Below are 22,722 nucleotides of genomic sequence, written 5' to 3' on the forward strand. Positions count from 1 at the left end.
TACGGCAATGCCAGTTGACGCGGCCCACTACGGGATATCTCGCATAGCTCGAGTTATAGGGGTGTCTAAGGGTCGGACTGTTGCAGACCAGCAGGAGCAGAGTGAGCCGATGAGTAACGAGCCCAAGATCACCTTCCACGGCGCTGCAGGGACAGTCACCGGCTCGTGCATGGAACTGCACTATGGAGGGAGTACTGTGCTTATCGACTGCGGCCTTTTCCAGGGATCGCGGACTCTCGAAACGCTCAATCGGGACCCATTTTCATTCGATGTGCGCAGGATCGACGCGGTCGTGCTGACCCATGCGCATATCGATCACAGCGGGCTTCTGCCCAAGTTGTCGGCCGAGGGCTACCGTGGCCCGATCTACTGCACTCCCCAGACCAAGGATCTTCTCTACTACATGCTGCCGGATGCCGGACGGATCCAGGAGAGCGAAGCGGAGCGACGCAATCGTCGGCGTGATCGCAGGGATGAAGTGCCGTTCGAGCCGATCTACACCGAAGCGGATTCGATGGCCGCTTACAGCCTGTGCGACACGGTCGAACTGAATGAGTGGTTCGAGCCGGTACCGGGCTTCAGGACCCGGTTTTGGAATGCAGGGCATATTCTGGGGTCAGCGTCGGCCGAGATGCACGTCGGAGGCTCGCACCTATTGTTCTCGGGAGACCTTGGACCGCATCACAAGGCATTCCATGCGGATCCGGAAGCGCCGGTTGGTTTGGACCATGTCGTGTGCGAAAGCACCTATGGCGACCGGGTTCGGGAGGATGTCTCGATAGAGGAACGCCGGACGCAACTCGAGGCGGAGATCAAGGCCGCCCTGACCCGCGGCGGCAATCTGGTGATCCCAGTGTTTGCACTTGAACGTACTCAGGAATTGCTGCTCGACATCGCGACACTGATCAACACCGGGCGTCTGGCATTTCCGCAGGTGTTCATCGATTCTCCGTTGGCGACACGGGCGACCGAGGTGTTCGCCAAGCACGCCAACGACCTTGAAGACATGGGTTCGGGGGAGATCTTCCATCACCCGTCGTTCCACTACACCGCCACCACCATGGAATCGATGCGGCTGAACACGATGTCGGGCGCAATCATTATGGCCGCGTCCGGCATGTGCGAAGCGGGGCGTATTCGCCACCATTTGCGGTACAATCTCGCGCGTCGGGAATCGACGATCCTGTTCGTCGGCTTCCAGGCGGCTGGCTCGCTCGGCCGGACGATCCTCGACGGTGCCAGTCGCGTCCGGATCTGGGGACAGGACGTCGCGGTCCGTGCCCAAATTCGTCGGATCGACAGCTATTCCGCGCATGGCGACCAGACGGATCTCAAGGAATGGATCACGGGGCGGATGCCGATCAATGGCAGTCTTTTCCTGGACCATGGCGAGCCAGTCTCCATCGAGACGCTACGCCGCTTGATGCAAGGCGAAGGAGTGTTGTCAATCGTCACGCCGCAGATCGGCGAGACCTATTCGTTGCCCACAGGAGCGCCGGCCAAGCGCCTGAAGACGGGCGATGTCGAATTGCAGAGCGCGGTTGGGCGGGATTGGCAGAACGACTATGCCGATTTCTCGGTCCGGTTGAAGAAGGAACTGCAGGATATCGAGAGTGCGTCGGCACGGCGCGAGGCGCTTGCCCGGATGGGCGAGATCCTGCGTTCCTACCAGTCCCACCGCGAGAAGCGGAAGAGCCGGCAGGATTAGCTGCCCGAAGCTCCTTGCTCTGCTCGACCAGGCCTATCGCCCGAAGCTGATGGGGAACCTACTTATGGGCGCACCCGGGTGCGTCCTCTATCACGCTTGCATAGGCATCTACGGAGTAAGACATGTCGAACACACCGCATAATTTGAGCGAAGAGTTTCCGGGCCAGTTGGACAAGATCCATGCGCTGAAGGTCTCAAACCCGAGCTTTGCACAGTTGCTCATCGACTATGATGAAGTGAACGACGAAATTCACGTGGCCGAGACCAATGTCCAGCCGACGTCGCACGATCATGAAACCGAGCTTCGCAGGCGCCGCTTGGCGATAAAGGACCGGATCGCCGCAGCACTCTCGAATTAGCCCAATGGGTCAAGGGGTCTTGCGCGGCGCTGTCGGCCTTCGGATACGCGCCGGCGGGAAACGGCTCATCTCATGCACGCTGTATGATGAGGTAGCTAAGGTACGCCACGTAGGCACTCACGAAGAGGCCACCCTCGCCCCGCGTGATCTTGCGGCCGCTAACGAAAACCGGAATGCAGAACAACGCTACGCCTAGCATCACCGGGATATCGATGCCGATAAGGTGAGTGTTGACGTCGATGCCATCGGCCGGAATGAGGCAGGTCACGCCAAGGATCACAAGAATGTTGTAGACGCTGCTGCCGATCAGGTTGCCGATGGCGATGTCACGCTCACCTCGGAAGGTGGAAATGATCGTGGTCACGAGTTCGGGCGCTGAGGTGCCGATGGCGACGATGGTCAGACCTATGAATGCGTCCGAGACGCGCCAGAGACGTGCCAAACCGACGGCACCCTCGACGAGCCAGTCGGCGCCGGCGACGATGATGACAAGGCCGGCGGCAAGCATCAGCATCTCGGTGGCCGCCTGGCGATTGGCGAGGCGCCGGGGCCCGTACTCACGGGCAAATTCCAACTTGACCTTAATGCTCTCTTGCCGGGCGACGCGGATGACCGCCAGCGTGAACGCCGCGCCCATGGTGACGAGTAGGAGCCCCTCCAACCGCGAGAGCGTGCCGTCCCATGCGAAGGCGAGCAGCGTGGCCGAGGCGATGACGATCACGGGGAGTTCCAGGCGCAGTGTCTGCATCTGGATCGCCAGCGGCCGCAGCGCGGCGCTCAGCCCGAGGATAAGGAGGATGTTGACGGTATTGGTGCCGGCGATATTCCCCACCGCAAGCGAGCCGTTGCCCTGAACGGCGGCATCGATGCCGACAGCCAGCTCCGGAGTGCTCGTTCCGAGCGCGACGACGGTGAGTCCGATCAGCAGGGGTGAAACGCCGAGGCGTGCCGCCAGAGCCGACCCGCTTCTCACGAGCAGTTCGGCGCCAGCGATCAATGCGGCAAGCCCGACGCAGATCCAGACGATCGCAAGAGTCATCGGGAGGTCAGTCTGCCTTGCGCTTCGCGGGATCGGGCACGAGGAGGACGTCGCCGGGCACGGCATCGATGATCTTGCGCGCCGTGCTTCCGATCAGGGCTTCATAGACCATGCCGCCGCCATGAGTCCCCACCACGGTGAGATGGCGCCGCGAAGTCTCGGCATAGTCCTGCAACAGCCGCTCGGGCACTCCGTTTTCGATCATGCGGCTGACCATGCGAGCCGTATCGGGCGCGATCCCGGCTTCGGCCAGGAACTTGTCGGTCGCGTCCTTGCCATAGTCCTCGAATTGCTTCTCGACTTCCGCGCGGCCGAGATAGCCGGCAAAGGGCACGTCATAGGCGTGGAAGAGCGAGATGCCCGCATCTGGGAAGAACCGGACGGCCGTCTCGAGCGCGACACGGGAAGACTTCGAAAAATCCGTCGTGACGAGCATGTTGTGATAGCGCTCGAAGGCGCGGTCGCGGACGATGAGAACGGGAACGGGAGACTTGCGGATCAGCCGGTCGACAGTGTCGCCAAGGAACATGCGCGCCAGTAGTTCGTCGCGGGCGACGCCGGTGACGATCAGCTCCGCATGGGATTTCCGGATGACCTTCAGGACGACATCTGCAGGCGCTCCCGCCTCGACATGGACTGCGATGTCGATGTTCGGGTCCTCGCGCACCAGATCCCGGAACATTCGATCGCGGACCTTTCGAACCGGGTCAGGCGGGCGACGCCAGGATGGCTGGTCGCGCAGGCTCCCGAACAGGGTAATATCGTCGGGTGGGGCAAGCGCGTGGATGACTGTGAGTTCGGCCTGCCACGCCTTGGCGACCATCAGGGCCCGGTCGAGCGCGCGGTCGCAACGATGGCTGAGGTCGGTTGCAAGCGCGATACGTTTGGGGAAAGTGTCCTGGGTCATTTCGTCCTCCTAGTCGTTGAGTTCCTTGAACCAGCCCAGACGCCGCATGAGGTGCTTTTCGCCCTCGAGCAGGAGCATGAGAGCCGCGCCGGCGAGCACGAGCAGCGCAAGGTCGTCAACGGTGAGCGGTCGCGAGCCGAAGATCGCGTTCATGAACGGGGCGTAGGTGAAGAGCGCCTGGCCAAGGAGCAGGATCGCAATCGCGATCAACACGGCGGGGGTTCCCAGCGCGCCGCGCCACGTCAGGGACGTCATGTGCAGATAGCGGACGTTGAAGAGGTAGAAAATCTCCGCGACGATGAACATGTTGACGACCATCGTGCGCGCCACTTCGAGGCCGCGGCCCTGATCGAGCGTGTGGAAGAAGAGGCCGAGGGTGACCGCGGCAAACAGCACGGACACCAGCACGACGCGCCACAGGAGAAATGGCGAAAGCAGAGGCGCGCCGCGTTTGCGTGGGCGACGCTGCATTACGCCTGGCTCGGTGGGTTCGAAAGCGAGCACCAGACCGAGCGTCGCGGCGAGGATGAGATTGACCCACAGGATCTGGGTTGCTGACATTGGCAGAGCAAATCCCAAGAGGATCGCCAGAACGACCGCCAGTGTCTCGCCGCCATTGGTGGGGATTTCCCAGGAAATGACTTTCCGGATATTGTCGTAAACGGTCCTGCCCTCGCGTACGGCGCTGACGATCGATGCAAAATTGTCGTCGAGGAGCACCATGGAGGCGGCTTCCTTCGAGGCTTCGGTCCCCTTGATGCCCATCGCCACGCCGACATCGGCCTGCTTGAGCGACGGGGCATCGTTCACGCCATCGCCGGTCATGGCGACGATCTGGCCCTGTGCCTGCAGGGCGCGGACGATGCGAAGCTTGTGCTCGGGACTGGTCCGGGCGAACACGGAGATGCGAGCGACGATCCGTTCGAGTTCCTCGTCCGAGAGCTTCTCGATATCGAGCCCGGTCATCGCTTGCGGATCGTCGGCAAGCTCGAGCTGGCGCGCGATTGCCAGCGCCGTCGCGGCATGGTCTCCCGTGATCATCTTGACGGCGATCCCGGCCGAGCGGCATTCGGCGATCGCCTCCTTCGCCTCGAGGCGCGGTGGATCGATGAAGCCGACCAGTCCGAGCAGCCGGACGCCGGCCATGACGTCGTCGAACGAGATGCGCTCTGCATCCGACGGCATGGGCTTCGCTCCAAAGGCGAGGACACGCTCGCCCTCGTTTCCGGCTTCAGCGATGGCGCGTTCCCAATCGCCGATGTCGTCGGGCGAGGTCATCGCGAAGAGGGCCTCGGGTGCGCCTTTGACGAGGAGAGCCGTCGCTCCGTCAGACCCACGACAAAGCGTCGCCATGAAGCGGTGCGCCGCATCGAACGGGATCTCGTCGAGCCGCTCCCATTCCGTACGTTCCAGTTCCGGGTCGACGGCAGCCTTCATTGCCAGGGCGAACAGGGCGCCTTCCATGGGATCGCCCTCGACGCGCCAGTCTTCGCCAACCTTGCGCAGTGACGCATCGTTGCACAGGATACCACAGCGGATCAGCGGCATAGAGGCCGCCATGGCGTCGGCCTGATCGCCTGTTCCCGCGATCTGGAGATGTCCCTCCGGAATGTAGCCTGAGCCGCTGGCGATCATGGTGTGCCGGGCGGAGATGATCCGGCGGGCCGTCATCTCGTTGCGCGTAAGCGTGCCGGTCTTGTCCGAGCAGATCACCGAAGTGGCGCCGAGCGTTTCAACCGCAGGGAGCTTGCGGATAACGGCATTCCGGGAAGCCATCCGGCGCACGCCTATGGCAAGCGTGATGGTAATGACTGCCGGCAGACCTTCCGGCACAATGCCGACGGCAAGCGCGACAACGGCGATCAGAGCATCGATCCAGTCGTAGCCCCGCACCAGAACGGCGAACGCAAACAGCGCCAGGCCTCCTGCGAGCACGAACCAAGTAAAGCGACGGGCGAACTGGTCGATCTGCTTCAGCAGCGGCGTCACCATCGCTTCGACGGACTGGATTAGCTCGCTGATCCGTCCGATCTGCGTGTGGGGCCCGGTGGCAACGGCAATTCCGTTCGCTTGTCCGGCGGCGACCAGCGTGCCGGAGAAGGCCATGTTTCGCCGGTCTGCGAGAACGGTCTCTTCGGGCAGCACCGCCTCCTGCTTCTCGGCCGCGACCGACTCCCCGGTCAGAAGGGCTTCGTCGATCAGGAGGCGGCGGGCATGGAGCAGCCTGAGGTCGGCCGGGACACGATCGCCAGCTTCGATGAGGACAAGATCGCCAGGGACGATCTCGGAGACCGGGATCGTCTGCCTGATGCCGCTGCGGACAACGCTCGCCTTTGGCGCGATCATCTGCTGGATCGCTTCGAGAGCCTGTTCCGCCTTCCCTTCCTGGATATGGCCGATAACCGCATTCACAATTACGACGGCCACGATGACAGCCGCATCGATCATATGGTCGAGCAGCGCGGCTGCCAGCGCCCCGGCGATCAGAACGTAGATCAGGGTATTGTTGAACTGGGCCAGAAAGCGCAGCAACGGGCTCCGCCGAGGCGACTTGGGCAGCGCATTGGGACCAAAACGGGTAGCTTGTCGGCCTACTTCCGAAGGCGAGAGGCCGGTAAGATCCACGTCGAGGATCTTGGCGATCTCGCTGCTCGGTAACGCATGCCAGCACACTTCTTCCAAATCGATGGGCGCCGACATCAAGCCTCCTTGGGATAGGTTCGGATCATGGGAATTGAGCACACGGAAGCGTGGGCCAGACCTCGCTTCCTTTGGTTCCTGAACTGGGCTCCGAAGTCCTCCAATTCGATCGATAACTGGGATCAACTAGCTGGAGAGACCGGGTAGATCGCAATCCGGTTATATCCGTAGAGACGCTGCTCCCACCGCCCGATAGGCTGGGGTTTAGAAATGGACGAGTGCGTTCGCAGGACCCGCGCTGGGTGCGATCGGGGTGTTCGCGAACCGCAGGGTAGATCGCCTCTGCGGACCTCGAACAAGGCTGGCATGAACGGCCCATCCCGCTAAGAGTCCAAGGAGACACCGACCCTCCCCGCTTGTTCGAGGCCGCTTTTGGAAACCGTAACGCTTGTCCTGACTTTACTTTTCGCCGTCGTCGTAAGCGGCATACTGGCTCGGTTGCTTCCGCTCCCGATACCGCGGCCGCTGGTGCAGATCGCCCTGGGCGCCGCAGTCGGACTGGTCGCAGACTGGCGCGTAACGCTCGATCCGGAGATTTTCTTCCTACTCTTTCTGCCGCCGCTCTTGTTTCTCGATGGCTGGCGCATCCCGCGGGAGGATCTGTTCAAGGATCGGTCGACCATCCTCGAGCTTGCGCTTGGACTGGTCGTGTTCACTGTGCTGGGCATGGGATTCTTCATCAACTGGATGATCCCGGCGATGCCGCTTGCGGTGGCGTTCGCCCTCGCCGCAGTAGTATCGCCGACCGATCCGATAGCGGTCTCCGCAATCGCCCAGCGCACCCCCGTTCCCAAGCGGATGATGCATATCCTCGAGGGAGAATCCCTGCTCAACGATGCCTCGGGTCTCGTATGCTTGCGTTTTGCGGTCGCCGCCGCGTTGACTGGCGCCTTTTCCCTGGGGGAGGCAGCGATTAATTTCCTGTGGGTCGCGATCGGCGGAATCGCCGTCGGGATAGCGCTGACCTGGCTTGTCGGTTGGGCGAAGAGCATCGTCACGCGATACGTGGGCGAGGAAAGCGGCTCGCAGATCCTGATTAGCCTGCTCATCCCGTTCGGCGCCTATCTGATCGCCGAGCATCTCCATTGTTCAGGAATCCTCGCAACCGTCGCAGCCGGGCTTACCATGGGTTTCGTTGAGGCGCGCGGGAATGCCCTGGCTGTCACACGCATCCGAAGAACAGCGGTGTGGGACATGATCCAGTTCACCGCCAACGGGGTCATCTTCGTGCTGTTGGGCGAGCAACTGCCAACGATCCTCGCCGATGCCGCCGATACCGTGCGTCTCACCGGTCATCACGAACCGTGGTGGCTGGGTGTTTATGTCATCGCGATCAATTCTGGACTCGCAGCGCTTCGTTTCGCCTGGGTGTGGTTGTCGTTCCGCCTGACCTTGTTCCGTCGGCCGGAGGACCGAGAGCGCCCGAATTGGCGGATCATCGGGGCGATGTCCTTCGCCGGTGTGCGAGGCGCGATCACGCTGGCCGGTGTGCTCACCCTCCCGCTTGCGATGGTGGACGGCTCGCCCTTCCCCGCCCGCGATCTCGCGATATTCCTGGCGATGGGCGTGATCATTCTGTCGCTGATTGCCGCATCCATCGGTCTGCCCTTGATGATGCGGAGCCTCGAGATGCCACCCGAGCCGACGGGAGAGGCCGAGGTGGATGCCGCGCGCGTTGCTGCCGCGGAAGCGGCGATCGGCGAGATCGAACGAACGCAACATCGCCTCGCCAACGGCAAGAGGGATCCGGACACTTACGTTAATGTCGCGTCGCGGCTCATGGATTTATACCGTGATCGGATCGATCATCAGATCGCCGAGCCCGAGCAGAAGGATGTTCACCGGCGCGACGAGAAGATCGAACGCGAATTGCGGCTCGCCGCGCTCAAGGCCGAGCGGGAGGAAATATCCCGGCGGGTTCGCAACCGACAACTGGGCAGCGAGGCCGCGCGCAAGCTCATCCGAGAACTGGATCTCTTCGAGACGCGGCTTGCAGGATGAGATAGTGCCTCGCCTGTGAGGCATTTCGTTATGAAGCCAGCGCGGTCAGGATTGGAAGGAGGCGCGCCATGCCTCGCCCGTTATGAAGCCCTGCGACCGAAATTCAGCTCAGGAGAGGTATTTTTCATGAACAACAATGATCTTGCCAAAAAGATCGCCCGTGAACACGGCATCACCAAGGCCGATGCGCGCAAGCTTGTCGATGCGATGTTCGCCGGGATTGGCGAGGCCGCGGCGAAAGGTGGGGAAATCTCATTCAACGGCTTCGGCAAGGTGCGCCACGTAGGCGCGATGTAGAAGCGTAGCAGATGCTACCGGGTTAGCTGGGAATTACCCGTGCCCACCGACTTACCTTGGCCGGTAACGGCTGCAACCGGGGAAACCCGGCAGGGGACCATAGCATGTCGGCAAAAGGTCGAGACCGTCGCAGCTATCGCGGCCTGATCGATCAGGGCAAGGCGCGTATGGTGAAAGCTGGATTGCCTGAATCTCAGACCGAGGAACAAGAAGCCCAGTGGTGACGCGCAATGATAGCCGATGCGTCATCGAGCATAGTTGGATGAACCGCGCAGCGGCACATCCCGGAGAATGACGAAATTTGCCCGTCCATTCTGCCCCAGCCGTGCTCTCCATCCCCTGCCGGGGACCGAACGGTCGAACGAGACACCTGTGTGCGCCGGAACTTCACATCGTGAGAAACGTGGGATCGCCTAAACGGGCTGGCTTCACCAGACCCGCATGGCGACGGAGCCGCCATAGTAGCCGAACGCCCGGAGTAATGTCCGGGACAGCCGCCGCGAGCGGACGACTGCGGGTGAAACGCGCCGGGCGACCGGACGGGGATCCTCGCCAGCTGGGTGAAGGGCGGCGTGCTCGCATGAGGAAAATCGCATGACGACGACGCTCGAGACCTGCTGATGCATGTCGATGTCGTGGAAAAGCGCTTGGCCTCGCTACCTACCCTGTCGCGGCAAGGAAAGCGGATTAACGGCCTTCATCGTCTTCTCGGCTGCCCCAAGATATGGGAACAGGCCTATGAGGCGGTCGCCCGCAACGCGGGTGCTTTGACGCCGGGCGTGACCCGAAAGACCTTTGATCGGTTCTCGATTGAACGGCTCGAAGGAATCATCGCCAAGGTGAAAGAGGGGAGCTACCGCTTTCGCCCAACGCGCAGGCATTACATCCCCAAAGCGAACGGGAAACTGCGCCCGCTGGGCATTCCCGACGCCGATGATAAGCTCGTGCAAGGCGCGGTGAAGCTGGTTCTGGAGCAAATCTACGAACCCATCTTCTCGCACCGCTCGCATGGGTTCAGGCCCGGACGGTCCTGCCACACGGCACTGGCATCAATCCAGAAGACGTGGGCCGGGACGGTATGGCTGGTCGAGGCCGATATTGCGGGGTTCTTCGACAATATCGACCACGACATCCTCCTCGATCTGTTGCGGCGGCGTATCGATGACGAGCGCTTCTTGAAGCTGATCCGGGGAATGTTGAAGGCCGGCTATCTGGAGGACTGGCGGTGGCATGAGACCTACAGCGGCACCCCTCAGGGTGGCGTGATCTCACCGTTGCTCGCCAACATCTACCTGCATGAACTGGATGGCTATATGGACGCGGTCATCGCCCGGTTCGACCGCGGCAACGCGCGACCGGTCAATCCAGAATATCGGAAGCTGATCTCCACCGGAAATTACTATCGTCGGCGGATCGCGAAGCTGAGACGCGAAGGCCGCATGGCCGCAGCCGAGCAGCTTCGCGCACAACTGCAACCGCTCATCGCCGCTGCCCGGAAACTCCCTTCCAAGGATTACCGGGACACGCACTACCGGCGCCTGCGCTATGTTCGATATGCCGATGACTTCCTGATCGCGGTAATCGGCACGAAGCAGGAAGCACGCGACGTGCTTGCTGAGGTTACGACCTTCCTGAAGGACGGGCTTCGGCTCGATGTCGCTCCGGAAAAGAGCGGCATCACCAAGGCGGACGATGGCGGCGTCTCGTTCCTCGGATATACGGTTCGCTCACCCCGACGCACCTTTGGCGCGCGGAAGGTTATCTCTCCCAATGGGAGGCCGTTTGTCCGCAGGACCGCCGATCGCGGCATCCGTTTACACGTCCCTCGGGACAAGTTGGCGGCCTTCGCGACGCGGAATCGGCTCGGCAGCTATCACGCGATCCGAGGGAAGATGCGCCCGGAAATGACTCTCAGTTCCGACGTGTCGATCATCATTGCGTACAACGCATGGCTGCGCGGGTTGGTTGGATATTATCAGTTGGGCAACAACTGGAAACGTGAAATGGCCCCACTCCAACGGGTGTGGTGGTTCAGCTTGATGAAAACCTTGGCGAGAAAGCACAAATGCAGCATCGCCAAGGTGTTCCAGAGGTTGTTGCAGCGACGCGGCGGGGATCATGGTCTGTGGCTTGAGACCAAGGAGGGGCGTCGCTTTGTGGCGGTCTTCCAACTCAAGCATGTCGCTTCAAAGCGTGTCGGCACTGATCCGCGCGTCGACTATGACCAGAAAACCTTCTGGTTCTGGGGGCGCACGGACATCATCGACCGGCTCCGCACGCGCACATGCGACTACTGCGGGGCCGAGGACATGCCGGTCGATGTGCATCATGTGCGTCGACTGGCCGACGTCGCTGACCAAACGTGGCTGGCCCGGACAAGGGCGGCGCGATACCGGAAACGGACAATTGCGTGCGCTCCCTGCCATGATGCTCTCCATGCAGGTCGGCTGCACCAGCGGCTCCACGAGATCGAACGGCAGGCGAGCATAGGAGCCGGATGATGGGAAACTATCAAGTCCGGTTCCGTGGGAGGGAGAGAGGTCCGTGTCTTCGACCAGCCTCCTCCCTACCCGACTTCAAGGTCAAGGACAGCCCTGCGCGGGAAGGCCGCAATCCGACAACCGGCGAGGCAATGACCATCAAGGCATCGCGCAAGTTGGGCTTTTCGGCCGCCAAGGCCTTGAAGGACAAGCTCAACCCGTAACCCCGATCGGCGGTGCCTCTTAGCATAAGCCGGGGCGGCGCGATCAGATCGCTCAACCGAGGGCCAACGAGCCTTGTCGTGGGTGCTGTGGCGGTGCTGACTGGGCATGGCCTGTCTGGAGCAGCTTTCGAGCGATGGGAGAAAGCGTGTAGAACGCTTGGCGCTGGGTGCCGCGATTATGGTGGTCGACCCGATAGCCCTGATAGTGCCGATGCAGGATCCCGGCGCGAACGAGAAGGATTTCCTTCACAGGAGACTTTGCAGCATCGTCTTGCAAAATGCTCTGCACAACTTCAGCGGAAGTCGTCGGACCAATCGTTCGGGAGAACGGCCTGGAGCCTGGTGCCGCGCCGCAGAGCAAATGCGGAAGCCGCCAGCCGCTCGATCTTGCCGCACCACGCGGCGATGTTCTTCTCGACGCCGCCTTGGCGCACCGGACCGAACTTCGTGATCCGCAGCGGCTTGAAGCCACAGAAGCCGAGTATCTGGCCGCGCCAGCGCCGCACCACCGGATTGCCGTAGGCCCAGCGCAGATACCAGGACGGCGTATCGGTGGTGATGAGCACATCAGCCGAGCGCCCGGCTAGCAGCCGGTCCCAGAGGGGATTATCGCGGTGATAGCGGAAGGCGAAGCCGGGCAGCAGCACGCGGTCGATCAGCCCCTTAAGCTGGGCCGGCTCGCTGCCCCACCACATCGGGAAAGCGACAACGAGATGGTCGCAGGCGGCGATGGCGGCGCCGACGCGCTCAAGGTCGGGCTCCCAGGGCTGCACGACTTTGTAACCGTGCCGCAGGATCGGATCGAAATCGAGATCGCGCAGGGCGATGCGCTCGACTTCCGCATCCGACGCGACCTTGGCGTGATAATGGTCGAGCAGATGCGTGATGAGGCGGCCATCGTCGGGATGCCCATCGAGAATCAGAACACGCATCCACCTGGCTCCGCCTGCCTTCAGAGTAAGCCGGTCATATCACATCCAGCGCGCAATCACGTGACGCTCGCCAGGAAAAGTGCCCCGCCTGATCGGACGCGCCGCGGGGTCGGTTAATTCGCGGCCAGGTCGTATTCGCTCGTGGCGCATGGCAAGAGACCGGCAGCGCAACCGCCCTTCCAAGGGGCCCCTCCTATGTTTCACACTGCAGCGTTCCGATTGCTGCGCGGACACGCCCTTGGTGATCAGAAGCTCCCCGTGAGATTGAATGAACCATAGCGCGTCCACCGCCCCGGCGGCGCGTTGGGCGCGTCGCGAAGGAACCGACCCTTGGCGAGCAACAGGCCATCAAACTCGAAGCGCAGCCGTGTCGGCATAATCCAGTAGCGAACGCGCGCTTCGATCTGGTGTCCCGCGAAACCGCCCGATTGTGCTGAGCTATCGCGCACGCCGGTCGTGGAGAAGCTGTCTTCGTCGGCGGCGAGCCACATCGGCCGGTAGACCGCGAACCAGTCGAGCCGCTTGCTGGGCGTCGCCTCGATCCGGACGCCCGGCGTCATGATGTTGGCGCGAGCAACCGCATTGTAGAGGCCGGCGGGCGCCAGATCGGCGCGCCGCATCCCGAACAGCGTGTCGAACCGGCCGAAACGCCCGCCCGGCTTGTCGCCGCTCGCGCGGTCGAACTCGACCGAAAGACGTGGTTTCCAGGGTCCGGCGAAGCTGTAGCCGACATCGGCATGGATGAAACTGGCGCTGACCGACTGCCGGGCCGCGGTCGGCACCAATGAAGCGCTCACATGGCCGACCTGGTATAGCGCCTCGATCTCGTAGTCGAACGCGCCCGTGCGCGGCTCGGCGATGAGCCTCCCGCCGAAGGTATCGAGCGAGCGGTCGCGGGTCGGACGGCCCGGCGCGTCGCGCTCGCCGACGTGGAAATAGGTCAGCTCCGCCGTCGCCGGACCGAGCGCCTTGGCCTTGCTGAGCTGGCCGCCCCAAAGAACGAGATCGAAGCTCTCCCTGTCGAGGCGCACCTTGGAATCGCGGATGCCTTCGTTGTCGTCGGGCAACCGGACCTGTGGCAGCGTGTAGATGAACGTGGCCTTCCAGCCCTGCGGTGCCGAGATGTCAGCGCGAAGCCCGGTATAGCCGTTGGTGGTGTTGCGATAATCGTCCGCGGCCACGAGCCGCCGCGATCCCAGGTTGAGCGTCATGCGGCCTGCGGTGAGCGTGAGCTTCGTGCCCCGGCCGAAGGCGCCGTTGAAGTCGGCTGCCACATAAGCCTGGACCGGCTCCAGCGTATTGACCTCGTTGGTCGTCACCGGCGTTCCGGCATCGTCGCCCCAGACGCGGCTGTCGAACAGCTCGACTCCGAACCGGACATCACCCTTGCGGTATTCGGCGAGGATGTTGGTGCGCAGGTTCACAAGCTCGTCGCTCGTGTTGAACCCGGCTCGCGCCTGTCCGTCGATCGCCTCGTAGCGCAAGCGGACCGAGCCCGAGAGCGTCAGGCCGTCCTGCGGCGGCGGCGCCTCGACACGCGCCGGTGCCTGCTGCGCCGAGGCAGGTTGCGCGACGGCCGCGATCAGCGCGGCGGGCGATAGGAGATATATATGTTTCATCGAATCGCTGACGATGATACATATGCACTATGACCGACACAACCGGCTGCGAGCATTGGCTGGCCTTGCTGCACCAGCTTCCGGCGAAGCCGCCCTATCTACGCGTCAAGATCTGGCGCCGCCTGCAGGCGATCGGCGCGGTGCCGCTCAAGAACGCGGTTCATGTCCTGCCGTGGCGCGAGGACAACGAAGCCGCCTTCCGCGCTCTGCTGACGGAGATCACGACGAGCGGCGGCGAGGCGGTGCTGATCGACGCGCAGATGATCGACGGGCAGAGCGACGCCGAGCTGCGCGCCCTGTTCGATGCCGCACGCGACACGGACTATGAGGAGTTGGCGCAGGCCGCGCGCCGCTTGCTCGATACGGGCCCGCCGTCGGGTCCCGAGATCGCCAAGCTCCAGCGGCGGCTGGCCGAGATCGTCCGGCTGGACTTCTTCGGCGCGCACGGCCGGCAAGGCGCGGAGGCGGCGCTGCGCGACCTGGATGAGCAGCGCTACGCCCATCCGGATATCGGCCGCACGGGCGAGCCGGCGCCGCTTTCGCCTGCCGATCTCAAGAACCGTGTTTGGGTGACGCGGCGCGGCGTCCATGTCGACCGCATCGCCTGCGCCTGGCTGATCCGCCGGTTCATCGACCCGAAGGCCAGCTTCAAGTTCGTCGATGCGAAGAACCATGCGCCCGAGGCGGGCGAGCTGCGCTTCGACATGGTGGACGCGGAGTTCACCCACGAAGGCGATCGGTGCAGCTTCGAGACCTTGCTGCTGCGTGCCGAGCTTGAACGCGATCCGGCATTGGCCGTGATCGGCGAGATCATTCACGACCTTGACATCGGCGACGGCAAGTTCGGCCGGCCCGAGACGCCGGGGCTGGGCGCGATGCTGTCGGGCGTCTGCGCCTCGACCGACGACGATCTCCAGCGCATCGCCAGTGCCGGCGACGCGCTCGACCAGTTCCACGCCTATTTCAGCACGAGAAAGACCGAGCGATGAGCATCGCCACGACCGAGCTACCCGCAAATGCAGCCGCACCCGCGAAGGATCACGGCATAGCTTTCGGCGAGGCAGTGCGCGTCTGGGCGCGGATCGCGTCGCTGAGCTTCGGCGGGCCTGCGGGGCAGATTGCGGTGATGCATCGCATCCTCGTCGATGAGAAGCGCTGGATCGGCGAGGAGCGGTTCCTGCATGCGCTCAACTATTGCATGTTGCTGCCCGGCCCCGAGGCGCAGCAGCTCGCCGCCTATATCGGCTGGCTCTTGCACAAGACCAAGGGCGGGCTGGTCGCGGGCGCGCTGTTCGTGCTGCCCGGCTTCCTCGCCATTCTCGCCTTGAGCTTCGTCTATGTGCTGCTCGGGGCTTCGCCGCTGATCGAGGGGCTGTTCTTCGGTTTGAAGGCTGCGGTGCTCGCGGTGGTGATCCAGGCGGTGGTGCGGGTCGGCTCGCGCGCGCTCAAGAACAACGTCATGCGCGGGATCGCGGCGGCGGCTTTCGTCGCCATCTTCTTCCTGCGCGCGCCGTTCCCGCTGATCGTGCTGGCGGCGGCGCTCGGCGGCTATGTCGGCGGGCGCCTCGGCTTTTCCGCGTTCAAGGGCGGCGGCGGGCACGGCCCGGGCGGCGGCAACGTCGTCCACGATCGCGATACCGCGCTCGGCGAAGGACTGCCCGATCATGCCCGGCCCGATCTCGCCTGGTCGCTCAAGATTTCGGGGGCGCTGCTGTTCCTTTGGCTGGCGCCGGTCGCGGCGATGCTCGCGCTGTTCGGCCCCGACGACGTATTCAGCCGGATCGCGACCTTCTTCAGCCAGATGGCGGTCGTGACCTTCGGCGGCGCCTATGCGGTGCTCGCCTATGTCGCGCAGGAGGCGGTCGGCACCTATGGCTGGCTCCAGCCCGGCGAGATGCTGGATGGCCTCGGGCTCGCCGAAACGACGCCGGGGCCGCTCATCATGGTGACGCAGTTCGTCGGCTTTCTGGCGGCGTTCCGGGATTCCGGAGCATTGCACCCGCTGGTCGCGGCGACATTGGGCGCGGTCCTCACGACCTGGGTGACGTTCGTGCCCTGCTTTCTGTGGATCTTCGCGGGCGCGCCCTTCGTCGAGCGGCTGCGCGGCAACCGCGCGCTGTCGGTCGCGCTCGGCGCGATCACCGCGGCGGTGGTCGGCGTGATCCTCAACCTCGCGCTCTGGTTCGCGATCCACACGCTGTTCCGCGAGGTGCGGACCGTCGGCATCGTCGGCGGCGGGTTCGACGTGCCGGTGCTCACGTCGCTCAACCTGCCGGCGCTCGTTCTCGTCCTCGGCGCGGCGGTCGCGGTGTTCCGCTTCAAGGCCGGCATGATCCCGGTACTGTTCGCCTGTGCCGGCCTCGGCGCGGCCTATGTGCTCATCGTTTGAGAAGGAGAGGTTGGGTGACGGAAGTCTCACGACGCACGGCCGTCAAGGCCCTTGGAACAGGAGCAGTTGCAATGGCAGCAATGGATAGCGTGGAAGCGCAGCAACCGGCGCCGGCCCCCGCGCCGGCCTTTGCCGGCGGGTATCAGCCCAAGCCCCTGAAGTTCGATCCGGCGAAGCTCGACGGCCTGTCGGAGCGGCTGGTCCGCTCGCACTGGGAGAACAACTATCAGGGATCGGTGAAGACGCTGAACGCGGTTCGCACCCGGCTGGCCGCCGCGCTCGCCGACAGCGAAACGCCGCCCGCGCTCTATGGCGGCCTCAAGCGCGAGGAACTGCACCGCACCGGCTCGGTGGTGCTGCACGAGATCTATTTCGACGGTCTGGGCGGCAACGGCCAGGCCGCGGGCTCGGTGCGTGAGGCGATCACCGCAGCGTTCGGCTCGTTCGCGACCTGGGAAGCCGAATTCCGCCGCACCGGCATGAGCCTCGCGGGCGGCTCGGGCTGGACGATCCTCGCCTACAATCTCCACACCCGCTCGCTCAATAATCATTGGGCATGGGATCATATGCACGGCGCTGCGGCCGGCGTGCCGCTACTCGTGCTCGATATGTACGAGCACAGCTTCCACATGGATTACGGCACCCAGGCCGCCAAATATATCGACGCCTGGTTCAAGAACCTCGATTGGGAGGCGGTCGATCGCCGCTACGCGCAAGCGATCGCCGCCGCCCGCACCTGACACAGGAGGTTGCCATGAAATGGGTCACGCGCGAGCGCCCCAAGATCGACCGGATCGCCTGTCCCTGGCTGGTGGCGAGGTTCATCGACGAGGCGCCGGAGTTTCTCTATGTGCCCGCCGACCAGGTGTTCGCGGTCGCGCAGGCCGAAGGCGCAATCGCCTATGACATCCCCGGCGCGGAGCTGAGCCATGTCGGGGAGAAATGCAGCTTCGATGCCTTCCTCGACAGATACGGGCTGACAGAGGACGCCGCACTCCAGCAGCTCGCGGTCATCGTGCGCGGCGCCGATACGTCTCGGCTCGACCTGACCCTGCAATCGGGCGGCCTGTTCGCCATCTCGCTCGGCTTGTCGGCGATCTACGCCGACGATCATGCGATGCTGGCGCAGGGCGCTCACAATTCTCCAGAAAGCTGAATGAACCGCGTGCGTGCCGATGAAAGGAACCGAGATGACGTCCATCAAAACCGCCGCATGCGCCGCTGCGCTGCTCTTCGCACCGCTATTTGCCTCCCCCGCCCTCGCGCAGGCGCGCGATCATGGTGCAGCCGGCCAGTCCCAGACGCCGCAGGGCCAGGCCCCCAAGCCGCGGGAAGTGCCATGCCCGATGATGCAGAGGCATGATGAAATGAAGATGGACGGCAAGGCGATGCCACAGGGCGGTGCCCAGCATCCTACCACGGGTAACGTGACAGGCGGCACGGCCGAAACGAAATGCATGCACCACGGGGCCGCCGCGACGCCCGCTCCGGCACCCGAGGAGCAGCACAACCACGACCATCCGCCCACTAGCAAACCGCGGTAACGCGGCCGATCCCACGAAGGGGGAAACGATGACCGGTTTCAGCAGGAACTTCGCGATCATGCTCGCCACCGCGATCGTAGCGGCGGCGCTGTTCTGGCTGCTGCGCGACCATTGGGGCCATGCGCTGGGGGCGCTGCCCTATTTGCTGTTCCTGGCCTGTCCACTCATGCACCTGTTCATGCATCATGGCCACGGCGGTCACCAGTACCATAGCGGCGGTGATGCTTCGCCGCCCTCGCGGACGCCCTGACAATGGCGCCGACGGCGCTCGGCGATCCAGGTCGCCCGACGCAGCGGCCACGGCATTTTGAATCGAGACGCCTGCTGCCCGCCGCAGCGGTCGCGGTTTTCGCCCGGCTCGACGACCAAACCCGTCTTGCCGCGCATATGGAGAAGCCGTCCGCGATGATGGGCGGCGGACGGATGACCTACGCGTTCGACGCGAACCGTGGCATGGCCGTGGGCTCACTCATTCATATGGGCGGGTCCGCCTTCGGCCTGACCATGGCGGTCGACGAGGTCGTGACCGAGCGGACGCCGCCGTATCGCAAGGTCTGGCGCACGGTTGGAACGCCGCAGCTTGTCATCGTCGGCGGCTATGAGATGGGCATTCGGATCGCCAACGCGCCCGGCGGCTGCGAACTGACGGTCTGGATCGACTATTGGCTGCCGCGCGGTTGGCTCGGCGCGCTGCTGGGCCGGCTGCTCGGCGGCTTCTATGCGCGCTGGTGCGTTGGCCGCATGGTCGCCGACGCCGCAACGGCCTTTTCGAGTCCAACCGGCGCGCCGTCCGCGGCATAAGCGGCATATGAACATCGGCCAGGCTTCGGAAGCGAGCGGCGTCTCGCAGCGGATGATCCGCCACTATGAGAATCCCGGCGCCGCCGCGCCGCGCCGCGGCAGCGGCTATCGCGACTACTCGGCAACCGACCTTCATCGTCTCGGGTTCATCGCCAATGCGCGTGACCTTGGTTTCCCGATCGAGGATATCCGCCAGCTGCTTGACCTGTGGAACGATGGAGAGCGTTCGAGCGCCGAAGTGAAGGCCCTCGCGATGGCAAGAGCCGACGAGCTTCAGCGCAAGGCGGCCGCGCTCGAGGCTATGCGCCGCACACTGGTGGAGCTCGCCGAGCGCTGCGATGGCGACGACCGGCCCGATTGTCCGATCATCGCCAGCCTTGCTGACAATGATCGATGTATCGAATAGCGCAGGCGTCAGTGGGAAAACAGCAGCGGAATCGATGCCCCGCCAAGCAGGTCTCGGGTAACGCCACCGAGGACCATCTCGCGGAGGCGGGAATGTCCGTAGGCTCCGAGCGACAGCACTGCGACACCGCGCTCACAAGCAGCTTTGACCAGCGCCTCAGCGTCAGACAGCGCGGTCGCGTGGATAGGGACCACCGACGACATGAACCCGTGCCGGGCCAAGTGGTGAGCAATGTCCGCACCCGGCTCGGAACCGTGGCCCTTTGCCGAGGGCTGCGCGTCGAGAACCAGCACGTCGACCTTGGCCCCCGGCGCGGCGAAGGTCGTTGCATTACGCAGGGCATGTGTCGCCTCGCGCGTCGCATTCCAGCCGATCGCGAGATGCTCGATCGCACGCGGTTTGTGTCCGTTCGGAGCGACGAGAACCGGCCGGCCCGACGCGAACAATATGCGTTCGATCGTTTCGCGCCGGATTGGCGGATAGTCGTAGTTGTCGGCCGGGCCGAACAGGACGATATCGGCGTAACGCGCGTAGACTGCAGCCTTCCCGTAAATGATCGCCGGCTGGTCGGAAATCGTGCGGACCTCGACATTGGAGGCGCCGGCAAGCTTGGCAATGCGCTGCTGCTTGGCTTCGACCGCCTCCGTATAGTCCTGAAGAAAGGAATAGGGTGGTACGATCGTCAGCGCATAGTCCGCCGACGGAAGCGCCGAGAGGATGACGATGGATAGATGGGCATCATGGAATTCGGCAAAGGCGAGCGCGTCATGCAGGAACTGCTCGTCCGTGTCGCCGGTATCGACCACGGCGAGAATATCCTTGATAGCCATTCTTACCTCCGCTTGTCGGCATTTTGCTACCGCGTGCCGGAGAGGGATTCATTTGGGTGTTCTACGTAGTCGTTTCGCGTCGACCACCGTGAGCTGTCTGACCAGTGCCTGGCCGAGCAGCGGCCCAAGGGCGACAGCATTACTCGGATGAGCTATGCTGTCAGTGGTAACTATGCGGCACCCGATCGCCTTGAGGAGTTCCTCCGCTCCCGGAGCGAAAAGGCCATGGACTGCAAGACAGATCGGGGCTGGAAACCCCTGAGCGGTGATCTCGCGCGCGGCGTGGGCGAGCGTCTGTCCCGAAGAGATCACGTCATCGACCAATATCGGAGTACGCTCCCTCCACACCGTCAGATCCGAGGCTGCGATAAGGACATCCCGGTCGCCCCGGCGCAACTTGGTGAATACGGCGTGCGGCGCGCCGATATGTGTGGCGATAGCTCCGGCCCATTGCTCGCTTTCGCTGTCGGGACCGATGATGAGCGGCCTTTCGACGTTGTCGCGAACCCACTCGGCAAGAAGTGGCGAGGCTGCCAGCGACTCGGTCTCGATCGAATAGATCTCCTGCAGAGCGCGGTAACGGTGCAGATGGGGATCGACCGTGATGAGCCCGTCGAATTCACATGAGATGAGCTGCGCGAACTGGCGGGAGGTCAGGGCCTCGCCATCCTGAAAGCGGCGATCCTGCCGCATATAGGCGAGATACGGGGCGACAAGTTGGATCGAGCGCGCTCCGTTTTCGCGCAACAGCCGCGCCGTGAAAAGCAACTGCAGGAACTGCTCATCGGCGCGCGCGAGCGTGCACACCACCGCGACGGCGCACCCCGCCACCAGTGAGTGGAGCCGAACATAGCTTTCGCCGTCCGGGAAACGGCGCAATTCGAGCTTGCCGACCGAGAACCCGGCCCGGTCGGCGATGGTGCCGGCAAGCCGCTCATTTCTGGGCATCGGGAACAGCGTCATCGTCATGGAGCGATCATGAGCATGTCTGGATTAGAGGCGGCGTAGGCTAGGCCGTAGGCCATTTCACCCTGGGATTCCGCATGAAGGGTCAGCAGGGGCTGACCGGCGATTATGTCATCGCCGAGGCGCACATGCAGGCGCATTCCTGCCGCCGGTGTATCCGGCGCACCGGCAAGTTTTGCCAGACGGGCGATCCGGCGATTGTCGATGTGCGTGACACGGCCGCTGTGGGTCGCAACGATCGGGTGCGTGAGCCTTGCCGTGGGCGGCGTGCGCATTCCGCCTTGGGCGTCGCATATTCGCTGGAATTTCTTCCACGCGTAGCCATCGGTCAGCGTGCGTTCGGCAAGTGCCCGCCCCGCCCCCGCCGCGGCCGCCTCGCCGATTTCGAGGATGACGCCCGCAAGGACGCAGGCGCGATCGCGAAGATCCGGAGGTGCGTCGGGGTCACCCTTGAGAACGGCGATCACGTCACGGGCCTCGAGCGCGGGGCCGATCGCCCTGCCGACCGGCTGCGCTCCATCGGTCTGGATGCAGCGGGTAACAAGGCCGAACCGGCCGGCCACGGATGTCCTCGTCGCGGCAAGACGGTCGGCGGCTTCCGCGCTGCGGACCTTGGCGGTCGGCCCCACGGGGATGTCGAGCACGACGTGGGTGGCGCCGGCGGCGATCTTTTTCGACAGGACCGAAGCGATGAGTTGTCCTTCGGTGTCGATGTCGAGCGCGCGCTCGACGCCGATGAAGATATCGTCGGCAGGACTCAGGCAGACCGCTCCGCCCCAGGCGAGGCATCCGCCTTCGGCCGTGACCACCCGTTGCATGGCGTCAAGATCGAGATCGATGCTGGTCAGCGTCGCCATGGTATCGGCCGTGCCGGCTGGCGAGGTAATCGCCCGTGAGGACGTCTTTGGCATGGTGAGGCCGCAGGCGGTTGCTATGGCGACGATGATCGGAGTCGTGCGATTGCCAGGCAAGCCGCCCACGCAATGCTTGTCGACTATGATTCCACCGGGCCAGCTCAGGCGGTCGCCGGCATCGACCATTGCCTTGGTGAGATGGTAGGTCTCGTCCTCGTCGAACGGCAGCGCCGCCGTGGCGGTGAGGAAAGCGGCAAGATGCACGTCCGCATAGCGGCCGGCGACAACGTCCTCGACGATGCTGCTCAATGCGGCGGCATTCAGCCTGTGCCCATAGATGCGTTGGCGGACGCAGGCGATCGATTCAAGCGGCGGCGCGTGGCCGACGTCCACAGTGGTCCCTTCGTCTACTCCAAGTGCTTCCCAGGCAGCTTCGGAGAGACCAATCTCATCCTCCGCGAGGAACGCGTCATCGACCTGGAAGAGCGTCGCGACGATCGGCCGGCCGCCGTTGCGGACAAAGATCTGGGTGTGCGGGGCGAGACCTTCGGCATGGCACACCGGACTGTCGGTCCGCATGACGGCGACCAGTTCGTCATGGGTATGAAGCCGCAATCGGCGCGCGCGCGCGATAGACGGTTCGACCCGGCCCGAAACACCGAGATC

The 22,722-nt window shown here is 63.8% G+C and carries 21 protein-coding genes and 2 pseudogenes; 14 read left to right on the forward strand and 9 right to left on the reverse strand.

The window, feature by feature from the left end; genetic code table 11:
* Positions 1-109: 109 nt before the first annotated feature.
* Together ACFFJC_RS02865 and ACFFJC_RS02870 are read left to right on the forward strand one after the other, a co-directional pair.
* Positions 110-1,708 (forward strand): MBL fold metallo-hydrolase, encoded by a 1,599-nt coding sequence (locus tag ACFFJC_RS02865; protein ID WP_086485946.1) that lies wholly within the window; start codon positions 110-112, stop codon positions 1,706-1,708.
* Positions 1,709-1,830: 122 nt separating this feature from the next.
* The gene (locus ACFFJC_RS02870) at positions 1,831-2,067 is read left to right on the forward strand and encodes an HP1242/YdcH family protein (RefSeq protein ID WP_086485610.1); all 237 of its coding nucleotides are present in this window, start codon (positions 1,831-1,833) and stop codon (positions 2,065-2,067) included.
* 70 nt (positions 2,068-2,137) lie between these two features.
* On the opposite strand, the gene ACFFJC_RS02875 is transcribed toward ACFFJC_RS02870, so the two are convergent.
* Genes ACFFJC_RS02875 through ACFFJC_RS02885 form a run of 3 tightly spaced genes read right to left on the reverse strand, consistent with a single transcriptional unit; the run spans position 2,138 to position 6,713 of the window.
* Positions 2,138-3,106, reverse strand: a complete 969-nt coding sequence (locus ACFFJC_RS02875; protein WP_086485609.1) for a calcium/sodium antiporter — start codon at positions 3,104-3,106, stop codon at positions 2,138-2,140.
* Between the two features lie 7 nt (positions 3,107-3,113).
* Complete coding sequence (locus tag ACFFJC_RS02880; RefSeq protein ID WP_086485608.1) at positions 3,114-4,013, reverse strand: universal stress protein; 900 nt, start codon at positions 4,011-4,013, stop codon at positions 3,114-3,116.
* A 9-nt stretch (positions 4,014-4,022) separates the two neighbouring features.
* A complete protein-coding gene (locus ACFFJC_RS02885; protein ID WP_086485607.1) occupies positions 4,023-6,713 on the reverse strand; it encodes an HAD-IC family P-type ATPase in 2,691 nt (896 codons plus the stop codon).
* A gap of 372 nt (positions 6,714-7,085) precedes the next feature.
* Here ACFFJC_RS02885 and ACFFJC_RS02890 point away from each other — a divergent pair, with 372 nt between their 5' ends.
* The 4 genes and pseudogenes from ACFFJC_RS02890 to ACFFJC_RS02905 all read left to right on the forward strand — a co-directional run.
* Entirely contained in the window at positions 7,086-8,714 is a 1,629-nt protein-coding gene (locus ACFFJC_RS02890) for a Na+/H+ antiporter (RefSeq protein ID WP_086485606.1), read from the forward strand.
* Positions 8,715-8,840: 126 nt separating this feature from the next.
* Positions 8,841-9,011 carry an HU family DNA-binding protein gene (locus ACFFJC_RS02895; RefSeq protein ID WP_379486036.1) on the forward strand — a complete coding sequence of 57 codons (171 nt, stop codon included), beginning with the start codon at positions 8,841-8,843 and terminating at the stop codon, positions 9,009-9,011.
* Between the two features lie 620 nt (positions 9,012-9,631).
* Positions 9,632-11,512 (forward strand): reverse transcriptase domain-containing protein, encoded by a 1,881-nt coding sequence (locus ACFFJC_RS02900; protein ID WP_379486037.1) that lies wholly within the window; start codon positions 9,632-9,634, stop codon positions 11,510-11,512.
* A 74-nt stretch (positions 11,513-11,586) separates the two neighbouring features.
* Positions 11,587-11,715, forward strand: a pseudogene (locus ACFFJC_RS02905) (HU family DNA-binding protein); the annotation flags it as partial.
* Between the two features lie 52 nt (positions 11,716-11,767).
* Here the strand turns inward: ACFFJC_RS02905 and ACFFJC_RS02910 are convergent.
* From ACFFJC_RS02910 to ACFFJC_RS02920, 3 genes and pseudogenes are all read right to left on the reverse strand, one after another.
* Positions 11,768-11,950 (reverse strand): annotated as a pseudogene (locus ACFFJC_RS02910) (hypothetical protein); the annotation flags it as partial.
* A gap of 58 nt (positions 11,951-12,008) precedes the next feature.
* Positions 12,009-12,647: an NAD(P)H-dependent oxidoreductase gene (locus tag ACFFJC_RS02915; protein ID WP_086485604.1), complete on the reverse strand. Its 639-nt coding sequence runs from the start codon at positions 12,645-12,647 to the stop codon at positions 12,009-12,011.
* A gap of 245 nt (positions 12,648-12,892) precedes the next feature.
* Positions 12,893-14,266, reverse strand: coding sequence for an alginate export family protein (locus tag ACFFJC_RS02920; protein ID WP_286866144.1), 1,374 nt, complete (start codon positions 14,264-14,266; stop codon positions 12,893-12,895).
* 29 nt (positions 14,267-14,295) lie between these two features.
* Between ACFFJC_RS02920 and ACFFJC_RS02925 the strand changes: the two genes are divergently transcribed.
* From ACFFJC_RS02925 to ACFFJC_RS02960, 8 genes are all read left to right on the forward strand, one after another.
* On the forward strand, positions 14,296-15,255 hold the full coding sequence (locus ACFFJC_RS02925; protein ID WP_286866143.1) for a chromate resistance protein ChrB domain-containing protein: 960 nt from the start codon (positions 14,296-14,298) through the stop codon (positions 15,253-15,255).
* Positions 15,252-16,655 carry a chromate efflux transporter gene (gene chrA / locus ACFFJC_RS02930; RefSeq protein WP_086485601.1) on the forward strand — a complete coding sequence of 468 codons (1,404 nt, stop codon included), beginning with the start codon at positions 15,252-15,254 and terminating at the stop codon, positions 16,653-16,655. The genes ACFFJC_RS02925 and chrA overlap by 4 nt, the downstream gene beginning before the upstream one ends.
* A 71-nt stretch (positions 16,656-16,726) precedes the next feature.
* Complete coding sequence (locus ACFFJC_RS02935; protein ID WP_254908043.1) at positions 16,727-17,395, forward strand: superoxide dismutase; 669 nt, start codon at positions 16,727-16,729, stop codon at positions 17,393-17,395.
* A gap of 14 nt (positions 17,396-17,409) precedes the next feature.
* Positions 17,410-17,811, forward strand: coding sequence for a chromate resistance protein ChrB domain-containing protein (locus ACFFJC_RS02940; RefSeq protein ID WP_086485599.1), 402 nt, complete (start codon positions 17,410-17,412; stop codon positions 17,809-17,811).
* 34 nt (positions 17,812-17,845) lie between these two features.
* Positions 17,846-18,199, forward strand: a complete 354-nt coding sequence (locus ACFFJC_RS02945) for a hypothetical protein (RefSeq protein ID WP_140159566.1) — start codon at positions 17,846-17,848, stop codon at positions 18,197-18,199.
* A gap of 28 nt (positions 18,200-18,227) precedes the next feature.
* Positions 18,228-18,449, forward strand: coding sequence for a DUF2933 domain-containing protein (locus tag ACFFJC_RS02950; protein WP_086485597.1), 222 nt, complete (start codon positions 18,228-18,230; stop codon positions 18,447-18,449).
* Positions 18,450-18,451: 2 nt separating this feature from the next.
* A complete protein-coding gene (locus tag ACFFJC_RS02955) occupies positions 18,452-19,000 on the forward strand; it encodes a hypothetical protein (RefSeq protein ID WP_217884242.1) in 549 nt (182 codons plus the stop codon).
* 7 nt (positions 19,001-19,007) lie between these two features.
* The gene (locus ACFFJC_RS02960; RefSeq protein WP_086485596.1) at positions 19,008-19,406 is read left to right on the forward strand and encodes a MerR family DNA-binding protein; all 399 of its coding nucleotides are present in this window, start codon (positions 19,008-19,010) and stop codon (positions 19,404-19,406) included.
* Between the two features lie 8 nt (positions 19,407-19,414).
* Here the strand turns inward: ACFFJC_RS02960 and ACFFJC_RS02965 are convergent, their stop codons facing one another.
* The 3 genes from ACFFJC_RS02965 to ACFFJC_RS02975 are packed head-to-tail and all read right to left on the reverse strand — an operon-like array spanning position 19,415 to position 22,689.
* Positions 19,415-20,236, reverse strand: a complete 822-nt coding sequence (locus ACFFJC_RS02965; RefSeq protein ID WP_286866138.1) for a putative universal stress family protein — start codon at positions 20,234-20,236, stop codon at positions 19,415-19,417.
* A gap of 48 nt (positions 20,237-20,284) precedes the next feature.
* A complete protein-coding gene (locus ACFFJC_RS02970; RefSeq protein ID WP_286866136.1) occupies positions 20,285-21,205 on the reverse strand; it encodes a ribose-phosphate pyrophosphokinase in 921 nt (306 codons plus the stop codon).
* Positions 21,202-22,689: a thymidine phosphorylase family protein gene (locus ACFFJC_RS02975; RefSeq protein WP_286866240.1), complete on the reverse strand. Its 1,488-nt coding sequence runs from the start codon at positions 22,687-22,689 to the stop codon at positions 21,202-21,204. The genes ACFFJC_RS02970 and ACFFJC_RS02975 overlap by 4 nt, the downstream gene beginning before the upstream one ends.
* Positions 22,690-22,722 lie beyond the last annotated feature (33 nt).

This window comes from Novosphingobium soli, from assembly GCF_042432915.1.
Classification (GTDB): Bacteria; Pseudomonadota; Alphaproteobacteria; order Sphingomonadales; family Sphingomonadaceae; genus Novosphingobium; species Novosphingobium soli.

What these genes read in the sequence shown, in the direction of transcription:
- ACFFJC_RS02950 (WP_086485597.1), top strand. Translation starts at nt 18,228, where the DNA reads ATGACCGGTTTCAGCAGGAACTTCGCGATCATGCTCGCCACCGCGATC.
- ACFFJC_RS02945 (WP_140159566.1), top strand. Translation starts at nt 17,846, where the DNA reads ATGACGTCCATCAAAACCGCCGCATGCGCCGCTGCGCTGCTCTTCGCA.
- chrA (WP_086485601.1), top strand. Translation starts at nt 15,252, where the DNA reads ATGAGCATCGCCACGACCGAGCTACCCGCAAATGCAGCCGCACCCGCG.
- ACFFJC_RS02920 (WP_286866144.1), bottom strand. Translation starts at nt 14,266, where the DNA reads ATGAAACATATATATCTCCTATCGCCCGCCGCGCTGATCGCGGCCGTC.
- ACFFJC_RS02935 (WP_254908043.1), top strand. Translation starts at nt 16,727, where the DNA reads ATGGCAGCAATGGATAGCGTGGAAGCGCAGCAACCGGCGCCGGCCCCC.
- ACFFJC_RS02960 (WP_086485596.1), top strand. Translation starts at nt 19,008, where the DNA reads ATGAACATCGGCCAGGCTTCGGAAGCGAGCGGCGTCTCGCAGCGGATG.
- ACFFJC_RS02870 (WP_086485610.1), top strand. Translation starts at nt 1,831, where the DNA reads ATGTCGAACACACCGCATAATTTGAGCGAAGAGTTTCCGGGCCAGTTG.
- ACFFJC_RS02955 (WP_217884242.1), top strand. Translation starts at nt 18,452, where the DNA reads ATGGCGCCGACGGCGCTCGGCGATCCAGGTCGCCCGACGCAGCGGCCA.
- ACFFJC_RS02940 (WP_086485599.1), top strand. Translation starts at nt 17,410, where the DNA reads ATGAAATGGGTCACGCGCGAGCGCCCCAAGATCGACCGGATCGCCTGT.
- ACFFJC_RS02900 (WP_379486037.1), top strand. Translation starts at nt 9,632, where the DNA reads ATGCATGTCGATGTCGTGGAAAAGCGCTTGGCCTCGCTACCTACCCTG.
- ACFFJC_RS02875 (WP_086485609.1), bottom strand. Translation starts at nt 3,106, where the DNA reads ATGACTCTTGCGATCGTCTGGATCTGCGTCGGGCTTGCCGCATTGATC.
- ACFFJC_RS02880 (WP_086485608.1), bottom strand. Translation starts at nt 4,013, where the DNA reads ATGACCCAGGACACTTTCCCCAAACGTATCGCGCTTGCAACCGACCTC.
- ACFFJC_RS02970 (WP_286866136.1), bottom strand. Translation starts at nt 21,205, where the DNA reads ATGACGATGACGCTGTTCCCGATGCCCAGAAATGAGCGGCTTGCCGGC.
- ACFFJC_RS02925 (WP_286866143.1), top strand. Translation starts at nt 14,296, where the DNA reads ATGACCGACACAACCGGCTGCGAGCATTGGCTGGCCTTGCTGCACCAG.
- ACFFJC_RS02965 (WP_286866138.1), bottom strand. Translation starts at nt 20,236, where the DNA reads ATGGCTATCAAGGATATTCTCGCCGTGGTCGATACCGGCGACACGGAC.
- ACFFJC_RS02865 (WP_086485946.1), top strand. Translation starts at nt 110, where the DNA reads ATGAGTAACGAGCCCAAGATCACCTTCCACGGCGCTGCAGGGACAGTC.
- ACFFJC_RS02885 (WP_086485607.1), bottom strand. Translation starts at nt 6,713, where the DNA reads ATGTCGGCGCCCATCGATTTGGAAGAAGTGTGCTGGCATGCGTTACCG.
- ACFFJC_RS02895 (WP_379486036.1), top strand. Translation starts at nt 8,841, where the DNA reads ATGAACAACAATGATCTTGCCAAAAAGATCGCCCGTGAACACGGCATC.
- ACFFJC_RS02915 (WP_086485604.1), bottom strand. Translation starts at nt 12,647, where the DNA reads ATGCGTGTTCTGATTCTCGATGGGCATCCCGACGATGGCCGCCTCATC.